This window comes from Rhizobium zaerense, assembly GCF_051810725.1.
Taxonomy (GTDB): Bacteria; Pseudomonadota; Alphaproteobacteria; order Rhizobiales; family Rhizobiaceae; genus Rhizobium; species Rhizobium leguminosarum_I.
Window position 1 is genome coordinate 305,060 of the sequence record NZ_JBPWQY020000002.1, and the last position, 15,213, is coordinate 320,272.

Genomic DNA, 15,213 nt, shown 5'->3' on the forward strand with positions numbered 1-15,213 from the left:
GGAGTAGATTTTGGTCGCTAGAAAAAATGAAACGCCGTCAAACGCGGTCGGCCGCGCCAGCTCAGGGAAAAAGCTGCTTAAGTGTTTCGAAGATCACCGGCACGTCTGGGTCTTCATGGAACTTGAGGGCGGCAATGTTCATCCCGTATCGATTGAACTCCTCGGCGAAGGCCGCAGACTAGCTGACAAACTGGGTGTCCAACTGGCCGGGGTAATCCTCGGTTCGTCTGAAGGCGTGGGCACCAAGCCGGCGATCGAAGAGGCCTTCGCTTACGGAGCTGATGTCGCCTATCTGGTAGAGTCGCCCCTCCTCGCCAACTATCGAAACGAACCCTTCACCAAGGCTTTGACGGATCTGGTCACTACTCACAAACCAGAAATTCTCCTTCTCGGCGCGACTACGCTCGGCCGCGACCTCGCCGGTGCTGTTGCAACGACCTTACAAACAGGGCTCACGGCTGATTGCACCGAGCTGGATGTTGATGGAGATGGTTCACTCGCAGCGACGCGGCCAACTTTCGGCGGGTCCTTGTTGTGCACGATCTACACGCTGAACAGCCGGCCGCAAATGGCAACGGTGCGGTCCAGGGTCATGGCGACGCCACAACGCTCGGATAAGCCAATTGGACGCGTTATCCAACATCAACTCCTGATGGTTGAGGAGGAGATCGTCACCAAAGTGCTCGCGTTCCTTTGTAACAGCGGGTCTGAGCAATCCGATCTGGCCAACTCCGACATCGTGGTTGGGGGCGGACTCGGCCTCGGCGCTGCAGGAAACCTTCAATACTTGAGAAACCTGGCAACGACGATCGGCGGGGGAGTCGGGTGCTCGCGCCCACTGGTCCAAAAAGGCTGGATGCCTGCTGATCGACAAATTGGTCAGTCCGGCCATACCATTAGACCCAAGCTCTACATCGCGGCGGGAATATCTGGCGCGGTCCAACATCGCGTTGGCGTCGAAGGAGCCGATCTGATTGTGGCTATCAACCTTGACGAGAACGCTCCGATCTTTGACTTCGCCCACATCGGCGTTGTCGCATGCGCGCTGGAGTTCTTGCCGGCGTTGACAGAAGCTTTCGCCAAGCGAATGCCACCGCACAACTCTATCAAGGTTATGGACCGAGGAAGGCTAGATGACCAAGGGTAAGTTCGACGCGATAGTCATTGGCGCCGGTATGTCCGGCAACGCCGCAGCGTATTCGATGGCTAGTCGCGGTCTAAAAGTGCTGCAGCTGGAGCGCGGAGAACATTCAGGCTCTAAAAATGTTCAAGGGGCTATATTGTACGCCAACATGTTGGAGGCGATTATCCCAAACTTCCGCGATGACGCTCCTCTTGAACGGCATCTGGTAGAGCAACGATTCTGGCTAATGGATGACTCGTCGCACACGGGCGTGCACTATCGCTCTGATGACTTTAACGAACTGAAGCCAAACCGGTATACGATCATCCGCGCCCAGTTTGACAAGTGGTTCTCATCCAAGGTGCGCGATGCCGGCGGCACAATCCTTTGTGAAACGACAGCGACTAGGCTCGCTCGGAACCTGAGAGGTAAAGTAGTAGGCGTTCACACGGACCGGGAGGGCGGTGTGATCCTCGCGGACGTGGTCGTCCTCGCTGAGGGCGTAAACGGACTGCTTGGAACTCGAGCCGGCTTACGCGATATACCGAGGCCAGAAAATGTGGCCCTCGCTGTCAAGGAAATGCATTTCATGCCGGAAGAGGTCATCGCAGAGCGCTTCGGCCTCAACGGTAGCGAAGGCTGTGTGATCGAAGCCGGCGGCACGATCTCACGCGGAATGGCCGGACTGGGCTTCCTTTATACCAACAAGGAGTCGATCTCGGTGGGGATCGGCTGCCTCGTCTCCGGTTTAGCGGGAGGCATGGAAAATCCGTACCGCCTTCTTGACGCCTTCAAGCGACATCCCTCGATCCGACCATTACTGGCCGGATCAGAGATAAAAGAATACGCCGCGCATCTTATTCCCGAAGGGGGCTTCAAGGCAATCCCGCAACTCTTTGGCGACGGGTGGGTGGTCGTGGGCGATGCGGCGCAACTAAACAATGCCGTGCATAGGGAGGGATCAAACCTCGCGATGACATCAGGCCTCATGGCCGGCGAAGCGATCTGTCAGATAAAGAGCCGTGGCGGCTTGATGACGAAGCGCAATCTCTCTCTCTATAAGGGCATGCTGGACAAGTCGTTCGCCATGAAAGACCTGATAAAACACAAAGATCTTCCAAGCCTCCTCCACACTGACAGTCACAATTTTTTCATGACGTATCCAACGCTTATATCTCAGGCAGCGCAAAATTTTGTGCGCGTCGACGGTGAACCTAAAATCAACAGGGAGAAGGCCACAGCCGCCTCCTTTATCAAGGCACGATCCCGTTGGGGGTTGATTAGCGACGCGGTCCGCTCCGCCGTATCTTGGCGTTAAAGGAAAATTCGATGAAGGCGACCATCATTGAGCGCATTGAGGACAAGCTGTACCAAAACCGATATCTCGTCGACACTGGACGTCCGCATATAACAGTGCGACCGCACCGGTCGCCAAGCCCGAACCTGCTCGCCTTGACGCAAATCTGTCCGGCCAAATGCTACGAGCTGAACGAAATTGGTCAGGTGGCGATTGTTCCCGATGGCTGCTTGGAATGCGGCACATGCAGAGTGTTGTGCGAAGCTAGTGGCGACATAAAGTGGAATTATCCCCGGGGCGGGTTCGGGGTCCTCTTCAAATTCGGATGAGGAGTCCCTACCTCCGGCGGGATAGCAGCGACCGATCCAGCTGCATTAGCGGCGGCGATTGAATGTGCATCCACTCAACCTTTCGAAAGGCTAATTTTTGCGCCGTCGATAACACGTATTTTTAACTTAGGAATATGCGTTGGCATATTTCGTGCACCAGGGTAAAAAGCAGTGCACCCTCCCCTGTTTGTAGGCATGATTAAACCAGAGGCGCGGCTCCATATACTCTACGACATATCCAAAGAGCTTATCTCTTCTTTTCCTCTAGACAACGTCCTGAAGGCTGCGATGAACGCCCTCGCCGAGCATCTGCGATTGCGCGATGGCGGAATCGTGATTCACGGCTCCGGAGGAGAGCCCTGGATAAACGTACGGGCTCCCATTGGGCACGACGTTCGCTCACGTTCTCTTACGATTGAACAGGCGGACACAATAAATCGTGTCATCGCTAGCGGGGAAAAGCACTTTGGGAAAAATTCTGTCGTTCTCCCCGTTAAAGTGAACCGGAAAGCAATCGGCGCATTATGGATAGATTTCGCTCAGCAAAGCGGAGCTCAGGACGAAAGCCTTCTGGCAATGATTGCCGTCCTGATCGGCTTAGCCTGCCAGCGCTATCGCGAATTGTGCAGCGATGGCGGCTCAGTCGCCGAGGAACAACAAGCAGGACAGATTCCGAAAATCAAGCCGAAGTCTCATCCCACCCAAGTCGATAAAATCGACTGGATCGTTGGGGAGAGCCTCGCGCTCAAGAGGGTATTAGCTACCACCAAGATCGTGGCCGCGACGAACTCCGCGGTGCTCTTGAGAGGAGAGAGCGGCACTGGCAAGGAATGCTTTGCAAGAGCAATACACGCGTTATCGATACGGAAAAGCAAGGCGTTTATTAAGTTGAATTGCGCCGCGCTGTCGGAGACCGTTCTGGAATCCGAATTGTTTGGCCATGAGAAGGGCGCTTTCACTGGCGCTCTCCTTCAACGAGCTGGACGTTTCGAACTGGCCAATGGCGGAACGCTGTTGCTTGATGAAATTGGCGATGTATCGCCACAATTCCAGGCAAAGTTATTGCGCGTGTTACAGGAAGGCGAATTCGAACGTCTCGGCGGAACGAAGACATTGAAAGTAGACGTTCGAGTCATATGCGCCACCAACAAAAACCTTGAAGTGGCTGTCCTTCGAGGTGAGTTCAGAGCCGACCTCTATTACCGGATCAATGTGGTGCCCATCATTTTGCCGCCACTTCGGCAGCGCGACGGTGACATTTCGCTTCTAGCGCAAGTGTTCCTCGAGCAATTCAACAAGGCAAATGATCGAAATTTCGACTTCGCGCCGTCGGCAATAGGCATTATGTCGAAATGCGCCTTCCCCGGCAATGTTCGCGAGCTGGACAACTGCGTACAAAGGACCGCTACTCTCGCCAGTTCGAATACGATCGCTTCATCAGATTTTGCCTGCCAGCAAGGCCAGTGTTCTTCGGCGCTCCTCTGGAAAGACGGCCGCGACGGCATTGACAACGACGCGGTGCATAGTCTCAACCCGCGAGATACAATGTCGAGCGGACTGGGGCTCTACGCAGGTACCCCCAGCGGTGCCACAGCCACAATGGAGGCACCGGGTCTCACTGAGCGTGATCGACTGATCAATGCAATGGTGAAGGCTGGTTGGGTGCAGGCCAAAGCAGCTCGTATCCTGGGTAAAACGCCGCGGCAGGTCGGCTATGCGCTACGCCGGTTTCGTATCGATGTGAAGAAGGAGTGACCGCGATCGCCAAGAGCTCCGTAAGCGTGGCACAACGACTTCGGGGGCGAGCTATTTTCATTTCTACAAGACATCTCCTGCAGCAAGCGGAGAAACGGGCGGTAAGGCGACATAAGAGCTGAAACAATAATATCTCATCGCTCGAAATCTCTCTTGCTTTTGGAGATCTAACCTTTCCTCACCAGTGGAACAGTGCAATGTCGGAACCGGAGATAAAGGTCGGGAAGACCAGCAGTGCCCTCTTCGACCGGGCGCCGATGGCTCCCTCTATGCCCGGTGGCCGCGCATGTTCGTCCCATGGCCTTTCGGTGACGGATGACATAGATGCGCGGATCTGGGAGAGAATCAAAGACCATCCCTGCTTTTCAGAGCAAGCCCACCACTATTTCGCTCGCATGCATGTCGCGGTCGCGCCAGCCTGTAACATCCAGTGCAACTACTGCAATCGCAAATATGACTGCACCAACGAAAGCCGTCCCGGGGTCGCATCAGTAAAGCTAACTCCCGACCAGGCACTACGCAAGGTGCTTGCCGTCGCCAGTAAAGTGCCGGAGCTTTCCGTAATCGGCGTTGCCGGACCGGGCGACGCTTGTTACGACTGGAGGAAAACAGTCGCGACGTTTGAAGGAGTTGCGAGAGAAATACCTGACATGAAACTATGCATCTCCACCAATGGATTGGCGCTTCCGGATCATGTCGATGAGCTAGCTGACATGAATATCGATCACGTGACGATCACTATCAACATGGTGGATCCGGAGATAGGGGCGAAGATCTATCCATGGATAATTCACGGACATCGTCGATACACTGGCATAGCAGCTGCCGGGATCCTTCACGAGCGCCAAATGTTGGGTTTGGAATTGCTGACCAAGCGCGGCATCCTCACCAAAATCAATTCGGTTATGATTCCAGGCGTCAATGACACGCACCTCGTCGAAGTTAACCGATGGATCAGAGACCGCGGCGCATTCATGCACAATGTGGTGCCCCTGATTTCCAAGCCTTCGCATGGTACTTATTACGGTCTTACGGGTCAACGTTGCCCGGAGCCGTTCGAACTGAAGGCACTTCAAGACTGTCTCGATGGCAACATTAAGCTTATGCGCCACTGCCAACAATGCCGGGCCGACGCCATCGGTTTGCTGGGCGATGATCGCGAGCGAGAGTTTGCCCTCGACCAGATCTCCACCAAAGTTGAATTCGACACCAGCAAGCGCGAGGCCTATCGCAAGCTGGTCCAGCATGAGCGAGGGGATCAACTGGCAGCAAAATTGGACGCGAACAAAGCAGCCAAGTCACTGGGTTCTTCCGGAACCCTTGCAGTTGCCGTGGCGACTAAAGGTGGCGGCCGGATCAACGAACATTTCGGTCAGGCAAGGGAACTCCAAGTGTATGCAGTCTCACGAAAGGGGATCAACTTGGTGGGACACCGCAAGGTCGAGCAGTATTGCCTCGGTGGTATAGGCGAGAAGGCCACTCTCGATCACACCATCGTTGCACTCGACGGCATCGACATTCTGCTTTCTTCCAAAATCGGCGATTGCCCAAAAAAGCGGTTGGCAGAAACTGGCGTGCGAGCCAGTGACGCATTTTCCTATGATTACATCGAGACTGCGATTGGCGCGCTATACGCCGCCGAGTTTGGCGGCAAACCGGCAATGCCGACGGCTTTAGGCCCCTCTAATTGAATCAGGAGCTAAAACATGGCCTTCAAGATCATTGTATCCCAATGCACCCAGTGCGGCGCTTGCGAATTTGAATGTCCCTCAGATGCGATCAGTTTCAAAGGTGAGGGATATGTTGTGGATCCAAAAAAATGTACCGAGTGCAGGGGTGAGTTTGACACGCAACAATGCGCTTCGGTGTGTCCGATGCCGAAGACCTGCGTCCCTGCCTGATCGCCACCGGACTAAAGCGCAAAGACAGAGCCACGCCGGAGATATCGGCCTGCGCATATGTCGTACTAAAATAGCAGGCTTTGATAGCGCTCGACTTCCGGAGCTCCAAAGCCGCCGCAGCGAGAAGGGACATGCATGAGAGTGACAATCAGCAGAACTGACGTCGGTTTATCGGCCTATATTCACAAGAAAGACCTTGAGGAACCGATCATTTCGGTTGAAGACAAAAACCTATGGGGCGGCTTTATTTTGCTGAAGAATGGATGGCGGATAGCCCTCCCCGACCTATCGCAGAACAGGCGCCTGCCGGTTACTGTCGACGCGAGGAGGCTATCCAGTTAGGGCGTGCGCAGGTTGATAGATGAGCGTCGATGCCAAGCGCAAGCGGGCATACAACCCAAATAGAGGGCATGGAGTTCCCGATCCCTTGAAGGCGGCCATCGGCAAGAGGCCGCCAGTAAATCAGCAGGAATCCGATATGATGCAATTCAACGAAACAACGCTCAAGGACCCCGTGGTCCCCATCCTTAGCGATATTGGCGGAGCTGTCAGCGTGCCGCTGGTGCGGATCGGAGATGCTCACGGGCTATACAGGACGCTGAAGGCAGTCGGGCCGGTGAAGGCCGACGAACTTGCCGATGCCTCGGATGCGCACTCGTTATGTGCGGGAGTGGCTGGCGGCACGGGCCGCCTCAGGCTGTGTGCACCAGGAGCGAGGATTGTTCTCGCTGGCACCCGAGCGGGCCCACGTGTTCGCCGAGCCGGGCAGCCCGGTCAACCTGATTGGCGCGTTCGATACGGCTGCCGCGATGGTCGAGAACCAACTGCAAGCCGCCTTCAAAACGACCGGGGGTTGCCTGGGGCGACCAAACTCGCTGCATGTTCTGCGCCGTCGCGCGGCTGTTCCGCCCTGGTTACGTCGATGCCCTCGTCCTGGAGTGGCTGCCGGGGCTCGATGGTGTGATCGACAAGCGGAAAACCGGTGCCACGGTTGCCGACGGAGAAAACATCAATCCGGTTGAGGGGCTTTACTACTCAGCCTCGACGATGATCTGCGTTCCGACCTCCATCGCACAAGAGACAGGGCTCGCGCTTGGTGCGCAAGCGGGAGAGAAGCGATTGACGGAGGTGATCCGGTCGCGCGGTTTCACTCATGTCCGGCGCTCAGCCCACGCCCCTCAACATGGTTCTCGAGGCGACCTGATGAGAAGGAGTGGCGCGTCGGGGTCCAGCCAGATGTGCAGGTTCTCGGTGCAAACATGACGCCGAAAAGCGGATAGCCCTTGAAATTCGGACTATCTTTGCACGCTTGAGGTAGATTCGGTGGTCGCTCTCCAACTCCCTGCTGGACGAGCGAAAGAGCGGGCGATACCCGCCTCATTGGCCGCACGCAGAAGCGATTCGGGGAATTGTTCCGAGGCAATCTTCCCGCTCAATGTAAGCGCTGTTGTGGGGCCACGGGAGCAGACGTCGATGCCTCCAGCTATTTTGTGAGCTGCTGAGCAGCTAGCCTTTCTGCTTCTGCCAACGCGGCAGTTTTGCTTTTGAAAGGACCGATATCGTTTTCTGCCGTGTCAGGTAGCCACTTTGGAAGGAACCACCAGCCTCCAGATCGATAACTGGTGCTGCTTCTCACTGAGCCGATATTTTTCGCAAAGAACCAGCCGGTGTCGATGCCGTCCTGCTCCCACGAGATGCTCTGCTCTGTCATGGCATGCTCCACCGTCTGTTCTTCTATTGGGAGCATTTTATCGGTCCTGTATGACCACGGCAACACGACAGTGTTGGAGTCGATCTCGATCCGGCCATCGTCGATAAATCTTGTCAGCCCATCCCAGCGTGACAGGGCATAACGGATCGCCTCGGCCAGTTTTGTCTTCTAGCTGATGAGGCCAAGCTGTTCGCGTAGCCAGGGAGCGAGGCTATCGGTGATCGGACGGCTACTTTCCTGCCGAGCGGTGCTGCGCTCTTTGTGCGTGCGACCACGTATCTCATCTTCGATCTTGTAGAGTTCGGCAACGCGTCTGAGTGCCTCGGTGGCAATGGGTGCGGGACCGGCGGCTGCCAGCTCGTAAAAGCGCCGACGGACATGCGACCAGCAAAATGCCAGAGATACGGTGTTCTTGGCAGCCAACGGGCGATAGCCGCTATAGCCGTCTACCTGAAGAATGCCGACGAAACCGTCGAGATGGGCCATCGGACGCTCGGCTTTGCGATCCGGCGCGTAGACATAGACGACGCCGGGCGGATCGGTTCCCTGCCAAGGCCTGTCATCGCGGGCATACGCCCAGAGCTGGCCGGTCTTGGTCCTGCCCCGTCCCGGATCGAGCACGGGTGCTGTCGTTTCGTCGGCGAAGAGCTTGGATGATGTCTTCAAAAGGTCGAGCAACCTTTGATGAACAGGTCGCAGATGCCAGGCGGCGCGGCCGACCCAATCCGCGAGTGTTGATCGGTCGAGATCGATCCCTTGCCGCTTGTAGATTTACGCTTGACGATAGAGCGGCAGGTGATCGGCATACTTGGAGACCAGGACCTGGGCGACGGTTGCTTCGGTCGGAATACCGCCTTCGATCAGCCGGGACGGAGCCGGAGCCTGAACCACGACATCCTCACAGGCCCGGCAGGCATAGTTCGGGCGGCGCACGACCAGCACACGGAACTGGGCCGGAACGACGTCGAGCTTTTCACTGACGTCTTCGCCAATCCGATGCAGATCATGGCGACACCCTGGGCAGGCGTGATCATCGATATCGACGACCATCTCAATGCGTGGCAGGTGAGCTGGCAATGAACCCCGGTTCGTCCGCCGTTTGGCAACACGTGCCCGGCGTTCAGCGACCGAAGCCTCTTCCTTCGCTTCGAGACCATCCGCTTCGACCTGCTCGGCCTCTTCCAAGCCCAAAAGTAGCTGATCTTCGGGAAGCGTTTCGGCTCGGCGACCGAACCGGTGGCGCTGCAATTCCTTGATGATCTGCCGCAAGCGGGCATTCTCCGCCTCGCGCGAAAGCACCATCGCTTTCAGCGCGTTCAGGTCATCCGGAAGCTCGTCCGCCCTTGTCGTCATGGGACAAGAACAGCATATCTGGCCTCGCAAAACGAGCTATTGGATGCGGCTGATTCAATTGGTCGCGGCCGCTATCCGGCCTTAACGGGGGTGCGCGTTTCGATTGGCGCATGCACGCGTTTACAATCGAGTCCCTCGAACAAAGCCGAGAATTGCGCGGCCGTCAGATGCATCGCGCCGCCCTGCATTCGGGGCCAATGGAACTCGCCATCCTCAAGCCGCTTGGCGACCAGGCATACGCCACTGCCATCCCAGAATATCAGTTTGATGCGGTCGGTTCGCTTGGCCCGGAACACATAGATTGTGCCGGAGAACGGATCGGCACCCATCTCGGCCTTCACCAATGCGGCCAATCCCCCTGCGCCTTTGCGGAAGTCGACGGGCTTGGTGGCGATCATGACTTTCACCGCACCAGACGGGCCAATCACGACGATGCCTTCATGGCTTGGATGACCGCTGCGATGGTCGCGCTGTCCGTGCCAGATGCGATCCTGAGTATCGCACCGTCAATCTCCAGCTCGATGGCGACTGCTAGCGGCGTGCTCCTAGCCATCGTCTTTCGCCGTCTCAAAGGCATCTCTGCAGGCTGATCCATCACCGCTGGCACGAACATCGGCGTTGACGTCTGCTCCGATGGGCTCCGCGACTGCCGCCGCCAGGTGAACAACTGACCGGGCGACAAACCGTGCCGCCGCGCAACAGCGCTGACCGACATCTCGCCGCTATGACTTTCGGCAACAATCTGAAGCTTCTCCTCGTCGCTCCATTCGCGGCGGCGACCTGATCCAGTGAAAACCTCAAACCGCTGCACCATCTCATCGGCCTTGGTGCTACGCGTAAACCCTGTAATCGTCATATGTCGAAGCCCTGTTCGGGCACAACATCAACGATCAGCCGGCGACCCGAGAGGTGGGAGGAAAACGGCGCTTACCGCTCAATGCGCTAGCTTTGATAGCAACCACGTATTCCTCGCCGTCATCGCAAGGCCATGCGTTGATCAGAAGACGCGCCGTGTCGCCCAGCGTCCATGCGATCTTGCGGGATGCCGGGCCTCGCCCCCAAAACCGGCGTGAGTGCTGATGATGATGTGAAGCAGCATCCGTCACCGCATTAGTCGCCGCCGAAGCAATGCGGTCGACATGAAGAATGGCACAACTATGTAGATGCAGAGAACACCGATATGCAGGCAGGCATTGGTTATTGGTTGGCCCAGCATCGTCGGGCGGATAACATCTATCGAATGTGCCAAGGGCAAGAAGGCCGCTAGCTGCTGGAACGCTACAGGCAATTGGTCTATGGGAAAGACCGCGCCTGATAAGAACAACATCGGTGTGATGACCAGCGTTTGATAAAATATGAAATAATCGTAGCTGGGCGCGAGGGCCGTGACGACCATTCCAAGGCTCGCAAAGGCTAAGCCCGTGATGGCGATGACCGGAAGAGCATAGAGAAGAGCCAGCCAGTGAGTGTATCCCAACATGGCGGCGACGATACCAATACCGGTGCCTGCGAGCGACGCCTTGGTTGCTGCCCACGCCATTTCCCCAACGACGATATCCCCTAGCGTGAGCTGTGTGTACAACATTGCTTCCCAGGTGCGCTGGCCCTGCATTCGGCCAAAGGCCGCATAGATAGTCTCGAAGGTTGCAGCAGTCATCGCGCTTGTCGCGATCATTCCAGCCGCCAAAAATGCAGTGTACGATACGCCGTCAACGCGCCCGACCATCACTCCCAATCCAGCGCCGAGCCCGAATAGGTATATTATGGGATCGGCTAGATTTCCGAGAATGGATGCCAGCGCCGCTTTTTTCCAAGCCAGATAGTTTCTGCGCCAAACTGCGAGCCAGTTCAAACCGCCGGCGGGTAATGTTGCTACGCCCATCGTCTACTTCTCCATCTCGCGTCCGGTTAACCGCAAGAAGACATCCTCTAGATTTGGTGGACGCTCCAGCAAGCGCAGGTTCGAATATGCACGCAGTTGCGCGCGCACCTGCTCTGGATCAGGCGTGTAGCAGAACAGGGTCTCTCCGCTGATTTCCAGTCGCCTAGCATTTGGCCTGATCAAAAGACTTAGCTCCTGCGGATCGCCACCATAAATTTCGATCACGGGACAGCCAATCTGCTCCTCGATCAGGGCATGCGGTCGGCCTTCGGCGATCTTTCGGCCAGCTTCAAGCACGCACAGCCGGTCGCACAAGCGCTCCGCCTCTTCCATGATATGGGTCGTCAGAAGAATTGTCTTGCCGCGTGCCAAAAGCGATCGAAGTCGTTCCCAGATCAAGTGGCGCGCGTGTGGGTCGAGACCGGTGGTCGGCTCGTCCAAAATGAGTAGCTGCGGGTCATTAATGAGCGCACGCGCCAAAGTGAGGCGCCGCTTCATTCCTCCCGATAGGTCTGCCACACGCGTATTCGCCTTGCTTTCAAGTCGCGCAAATTCAAGCAGCGATGGGATGACCGTTTCGATTTCTCGGGTGCTCATGCGGAAGTAGCGGCCGTATACCAAAAGGTTCTCACGGACCGTGAATTCCAGGTCGAGATTATCGAACTGAGACACGATCCCGATTTTCGCGCGCGCCAAGCGAACCTGGCCCGGCTCCTGCGCTCCGAGTACAGTGATCTTGCCTACACTCGGCGACGTCATTCCTAGGATCATACGGGTGATCGTGCTTTTACCTGCGCCGTTCGGTCCTAAAAGACCAAAACATTCTCCTGCGGCGATAGTAAACGACAAGTCATTGACGACGATTTTACCACCATATGATTTCGAAACGCCGGCCAGGTCGATTGCGACTGGGGACAATGAGCCAGAAGGCGAATCCATTGCCTTAAATTTCCATTGGTGCTGCCGCTCCGATAGGATGAGATGATCCTGGTGCCGATCAGCGATCGTCGTCTTCAAATTCGTTAATTGCCCGTTCATTTCTTGTCCCAGATTTTGAGCTGCAGTGACGCGTTCATCACTCGCCACTATAGGCAATTTCAGATGCAGCCCGCCCTGGCATTTTGGTAGCGCCCTGCTGCCCAACAGTGGGCGCAATCGCGACTGATCCGCGCGACAGCCAGTCACTATTGGATAGGGTACAAAGGGCATAGGCCTTCAAGGGAATTAAGAGAAAGATGTTCACGAGCGTGTGGAGAGCAAAACCCAAAAACCTAAGTTCGCGGGCGCGATAGGCAGCCACGCTACAGCGTACAAGAGTCATGGATCCAATGACCAGGATCGTCCACCAGGGCAGTGTGGCGGTCAGCGCAAACTGGCCAATTCCTGTCAATACCGACAGCGCAAGAAGTAGCAGGCCGACATTTTGCCCGATTGCGTCCAGCGTGAGATACCGATCGAGACCAGGCAGTACAGGAAGCGCAAGCAAAGTATCCCGAAAGGTGCTGCGTGCCCACCGTAGTTGTTGGCGTAGATAAACACCCATCGTGTCTGGAACGACTGTCGCCGCGATGGCGCTCGGAACATACTCAGTTCGAAAGCCTGCGCTCAGCATGAGAATCGTCAAATGGCGATCTTCGCCGAAGTCACTCGGCTTGCCGCGATAAAGCTGCGTCTCGTACTGATCGAGCAGCGAAAGCATAGCAGACCGACGGTACATCGCACATGGGCCGCAGCAACACATAACTGCACCGAAGCGAGCTTGTGCCGCGCGCTCCTCGTTGCAGGCAAGCCAGTACTCCATGTCAATCAAGCGAGTTAGCCAGGTGTCCGCCTGGTTACTGGCTTTCATTTGGCCCATCGCCGCACCGACTGCTGGATCCCGCATTTTGTGGGCAAGCTTAGATACGACGTCGGGGGCGATCGTGGTGTCTGAGTCCACATTCAAAATGAGATCCCCAGAGGACTGGGTTATAGCGGCGATTTGCGCTTTGCGCTTTCCAACATTTTTAGGGAGAATTGTGAAGTTGAATCTCTCATCGTCTGCATAGGCAGCGCGCTGAGCCACAACCGCGTCGCGATTTTTGGAACCGTCGTCGACTACATAGATGCGCAATTTTCCGGCATAATCTTGCTCCGCAAGCGACGCGAGGCATTCCGAAAGAACGATTGGGTCCTCGTTGAAGCACGGCACGATGACATCAACGCTTGGCACGGGGTTGGTTTCAATGTCTTTCGCAGGTATTGTTGAGATCGTTGTCCGCCTAGCATGAAAGACCTGCGCGCTCTTGTAAACGGTGGAGAGCATTGCATAAAGCGAGATGGCGGCGATGCTGGTTGTTGCGAGCAGGGTCATGGTTTCTCGTTTGTCCAGTGTTTCAGGGAAGTGAACGAATCTCGAATCCGCGGCTATGCAGTGCCGGAATAATTCGAGAGAGTGCTATGAGCGTCTGGTCACGGAGTCCGGCAAGCGAGCATTGCTCCACCTCATCGGGAGGACACCCGTCGTGCAAAAGCACGATTGCCCCAGGCCGAGCAGCAGCAAGCACCTCATCAACGATCACGTCGACGCCCGGGCAAGACCAGTCTCTAGGGTCGGCCGACCAGTGAACGGCTCCAAGTCCAGCCCTCACCGATGCTGAAAGGACGTCTTCAGTCCAAACCCCGTAAGGCGCTCGTAAGTGCCGGACCAAGGCTTGGGGACAGGCCGAGACAATAGCTTGATGCGCCTCGTCTATTTCACGTTTCACATCCTTGGGATCGCAGGTGGCGAGGTCGGGATGCGTCATGGTATGATTGGCGACATCATGACCTTCCGCCACAAGACGCCGAATGAGTTCGGGGTGATCCTTCACGTATGAGCCGATGGCAAAAAATGTCGCCGGAACGCGGTGCTCAGCTAGAACATCCAGGATTTGCGGCGTGCAGAATGGATTAGGACCGTCGTCGAACGTCAAGTAAACGCAGCGAGCTTCCTGGCCGCTTGTGTGATTGACCGGTACTTCGCTCATATATGCGGGCCGCTTCATAGTTCCGACCCGTTTCGTTCAATCAACGAGCCCGCGGGCCACTCAGTCATTGGACGGTCGACGGGAACCACCAATACGAGGACATCTTCAGTGCGCGTGGCTGGCAGGTCGGAATGCGCGTCTGGAAGCGTCGAGCGCACACGCAGCCCGGTCATGATATTTGCGGTACCGTCTCGGCAGTATCTTTCCATATGATTCCGCATGGCGTGGCGAACTGTTCCGAAAGCAAATGGAACGCTCAACTCGCGCAGAATCGGAAACATAGCGCGGACCGAGTGAGCGATGCCTAATCCTTCTAGATCCGGTCGCACTCCGTACAGGCCTAGCTCGGCCACAAGCAAATCAGTCGTACCGACTTTTATGAAGCGGCGTAACAAGCCCATGTGGCTAGCGACGCCGTGCGAGTCATATGCGATTGCGCGGCGTTCGGGCCTCGCACCACCCCAGCTTCGGCCAGTCTCGAACGGCTTGGCATTGAACGCTCCCGTCGGCCCATAGGTCTTGCAAAAAAAATCGGCGAGTTCCGCGTGGTCGGAAGCTTCCAGCTCATTTTCCCAGCATATTTTCCATCGCACTTCAGAAGACATGCAAAAGCTCCAAGTTGTTTCTTCGCCCAACCACGATCAGAGCTGCGCGATATTGTTGCGCATACTTGTTGGATTGCCGGTTAGGCAATCGAGCGGTTAAGAGATGTAAGAGTCTCAAATCGGGCCCCTGCCCGGCGCTTCGTTTTTTAGTTCCTGGTCCTGATATTGATCAAGTTCCGGGTTTTCTATAAGTGATCCGAAAGATTGGTAAAATTGATTGTTTGGATGGCAATCATCTATGGAATGGAT

The 15,213-nt window shown here is 56.2% G+C and carries 15 protein-coding genes and 4 pseudogenes; 8 read left to right on the forward strand and 11 right to left on the reverse strand.

Annotated elements, in window-relative coordinates; all coding sequences use genetic code 11:
• Window positions 1–10 precede the first annotated feature (10 nt).
• The 8 genes and pseudogenes from ACS4RR_RS25780 (at window position 11) to ACS4RR_RS25815 (ending at window position 7,609) form a co-directional block, all read left to right on the forward strand.
• Entirely contained in the window at window positions 11–1,147 is a 1,137-nt protein-coding gene (locus tag ACS4RR_RS25780) for an electron transfer flavoprotein subunit alpha/FixB family protein (protein WP_011654235.1), read from the forward strand.
• The gene (locus ACS4RR_RS25785) at window positions 1,134–2,441 is read left to right on the forward strand and encodes an NAD(P)-binding protein (protein WP_456190209.1); all 1,308 of its coding nucleotides are present in this window, start codon (window positions 1,134–1,136) and stop codon (window positions 2,439–2,441) included. Before ACS4RR_RS25780 ends, ACS4RR_RS25785 begins: the two co-directional genes overlap by 14 nt.
• A gap of 11 nt (window positions 2,442–2,452) precedes the next feature.
• Entirely contained in the window at window positions 2,453–2,749 is a 297-nt protein-coding gene (locus tag ACS4RR_RS25790; RefSeq protein ID WP_011654233.1) for a ferredoxin family protein, read from the forward strand.
• A gap of 195 nt (window positions 2,750–2,944) precedes the next feature.
• The gene (nifA, locus tag ACS4RR_RS25795) at window positions 2,945–4,504 is read left to right on the forward strand and encodes a nif-specific transcriptional activator NifA (RefSeq protein WP_456190365.1); all 1,560 of its coding nucleotides are present in this window, start codon (window positions 2,945–2,947) and stop codon (window positions 4,502–4,504) included.
• A 197-nt stretch (window positions 4,505–4,701) separates the two neighbouring features.
• Entirely contained in the window at window positions 4,702–6,195 is a 1,494-nt protein-coding gene (gene nifB / locus ACS4RR_RS25800) for a nitrogenase cofactor biosynthesis protein NifB (protein ID WP_456190210.1), read from the forward strand.
• Between the two features lie 15 nt (window positions 6,196–6,210).
• Window positions 6,211–6,405, forward strand: coding sequence for a 4Fe-4S binding protein (locus ACS4RR_RS25805; protein WP_003551816.1), 195 nt, complete (start codon window positions 6,211–6,213; stop codon window positions 6,403–6,405).
• 135 nt (window positions 6,406–6,540) lie between these two features.
• Complete coding sequence (gene nifT / locus ACS4RR_RS25810) at window positions 6,541–6,747, forward strand: putative nitrogen fixation protein NifT (RefSeq protein WP_456190211.1); 207 nt, start codon at window positions 6,541–6,543, stop codon at window positions 6,745–6,747.
• A gap of 136 nt (window positions 6,748–6,883) precedes the next feature.
• Window positions 6,884–7,609: pseudogene (locus ACS4RR_RS25815) on the forward strand (hypothetical protein).
• Window positions 7,610–7,705: 96 nt separating this feature from the next.
• On the opposite strand, the pseudogene ACS4RR_RS25820 reads toward ACS4RR_RS25815, so the two are convergent.
• The 11 genes and pseudogenes from ACS4RR_RS25820 to ACS4RR_RS25870 form a co-directional block, all read right to left on the reverse strand.
• Window positions 7,706–7,841: pseudogene (locus ACS4RR_RS25820) on the reverse strand (DUF982 domain-containing protein); the annotation flags it as partial.
• 47 nt (window positions 7,842–7,888) lie between these two features.
• The gene (locus ACS4RR_RS25825; protein ID WP_064697618.1) at window positions 7,889–8,116 is read right to left on the reverse strand and encodes a hypothetical protein; all 228 of its coding nucleotides are present in this window, start codon (window positions 8,114–8,116) and stop codon (window positions 7,889–7,891) included.
• A gap of 66 nt (window positions 8,117–8,182) precedes the next feature.
• Window positions 8,183–9,469, reverse strand: a pseudogene (gene tnpC, locus ACS4RR_RS25830) (IS66 family transposase); the annotation flags it as partial.
• A gap of 71 nt (window positions 9,470–9,540) precedes the next feature.
• Window positions 9,541–9,897: an IS66 family insertion sequence element accessory protein TnpB gene (tnpB, locus tag ACS4RR_RS25835; RefSeq protein WP_456190212.1), complete on the reverse strand. Its 357-nt coding sequence runs from the start codon at window positions 9,895–9,897 to the stop codon at window positions 9,541–9,543.
• Entirely contained in the window at window positions 9,894–10,325 is a 432-nt protein-coding gene (tnpA, locus tag ACS4RR_RS25840; protein WP_204333213.1) for an IS66-like element accessory protein TnpA, read from the reverse strand. Before tnpA ends, tnpB begins: the two co-directional genes overlap by 4 nt.
• A gap of 70 nt (window positions 10,326–10,395) precedes the next feature.
• Window positions 10,396–10,564: pseudogene (locus ACS4RR_RS25845) on the reverse strand (DUF982 domain-containing protein); the annotation flags it as partial.
• 7 nt (window positions 10,565–10,571) lie between these two features.
• Complete coding sequence (nodJ, locus tag ACS4RR_RS25850; RefSeq protein ID WP_131604687.1) at window positions 10,572–11,351, reverse strand: nodulation factor ABC transporter permease subunit NodJ; 780 nt, start codon at window positions 11,349–11,351, stop codon at window positions 10,572–10,574.
• A 3-nt stretch (window positions 11,352–11,354) separates the two neighbouring features.
• Complete coding sequence (gene nodI / locus ACS4RR_RS25855) at window positions 11,355–12,389, reverse strand: nodulation factor ABC transporter ATP-binding protein NodI (RefSeq protein ID WP_011654224.1); 1,035 nt, start codon at window positions 12,387–12,389, stop codon at window positions 11,355–11,357.
• A 37-nt stretch (window positions 12,390–12,426) separates the two neighbouring features.
• Complete coding sequence (gene nodC, locus ACS4RR_RS25860; protein ID WP_456190213.1) at window positions 12,427–13,704, reverse strand: chitooligosaccharide synthase NodC; 1,278 nt, start codon at window positions 13,702–13,704, stop codon at window positions 12,427–12,429.
• Window positions 13,705–13,726: 22 nt separating this feature from the next.
• Window positions 13,727–14,377, reverse strand: coding sequence for a chitooligosaccharide deacetylase NodB (gene nodB / locus ACS4RR_RS25865; protein ID WP_011654222.1), 651 nt, complete (start codon window positions 14,375–14,377; stop codon window positions 13,727–13,729).
• The gene (locus ACS4RR_RS25870; protein ID WP_003551805.1) at window positions 14,374–14,964 is read right to left on the reverse strand and encodes a NodA family N-acyltransferase; all 591 of its coding nucleotides are present in this window, start codon (window positions 14,962–14,964) and stop codon (window positions 14,374–14,376) included. Before ACS4RR_RS25870 ends, nodB begins: the two co-directional genes overlap by 4 nt.
• Between the last annotated feature and the right edge of the window lie 249 nt (window positions 14,965–15,213).

Bases quoted from the DNA above. Each gene is read 5' to 3' on its own strand.
- ACS4RR_RS25785 (WP_456190209.1), top strand. From the start codon at position 1,134: ATGACCAAGGGTAAGTTCGACGCGATAGTCATTGGCGCCGGTATGTCC.
- ACS4RR_RS25790 (WP_011654233.1), top strand. From the start codon at position 2,453: ATGAAGGCGACCATCATTGAGCGCATTGAGGACAAGCTGTACCAAAAC.
- nifA (WP_456190365.1), top strand. From the start codon at position 2,945: ATGATTAAACCAGAGGCGCGGCTCCATATACTCTACGACATATCCAAA.
- nifB (WP_456190210.1), top strand. From the start codon at position 4,702: ATGTCGGAACCGGAGATAAAGGTCGGGAAGACCAGCAGTGCCCTCTTC.
- ACS4RR_RS25805 (WP_003551816.1), top strand. From the start codon at position 6,211: ATGGCCTTCAAGATCATTGTATCCCAATGCACCCAGTGCGGCGCTTGC.
- nifT (WP_456190211.1), top strand. From the start codon at position 6,541: ATGAGAGTGACAATCAGCAGAACTGACGTCGGTTTATCGGCCTATATT.
- ACS4RR_RS25825 (WP_064697618.1), bottom strand. From the start codon at position 8,116: ATGACAGAGCAGAGCATCTCGTGGGAGCAGGACGGCATCGACACCGGC.
- tnpA (WP_204333213.1), bottom strand. From the start codon at position 10,325: ATGACGATTACAGGGTTTACGCGTAGCACCAAGGCCGATGAGATGGTG.
- nodJ (WP_131604687.1), bottom strand. From the start codon at position 11,351: ATGGGCGTAGCAACATTACCCGCCGGCGGTTTGAACTGGCTCGCAGTT.
- nodI (WP_011654224.1), bottom strand. From the start codon at position 12,389: ATGAACGGGCAATTAACGAATTTGAAGACGACGATCGCTGATCGGCAC.
- nodC (WP_456190213.1), bottom strand. From the start codon at position 13,704: ATGACCCTGCTCGCAACAACCAGCATCGCCGCCATCTCGCTTTATGCA.
- nodB (WP_011654222.1), bottom strand. From the start codon at position 14,377: ATGAAGCGGCCCGCATATATGAGCGAAGTACCGGTCAATCACACAAGC.
- ACS4RR_RS25870 (WP_003551805.1), bottom strand. From the start codon at position 14,964: ATGTCTTCTGAAGTGCGATGGAAAATATGCTGGGAAAATGAGCTGGAA.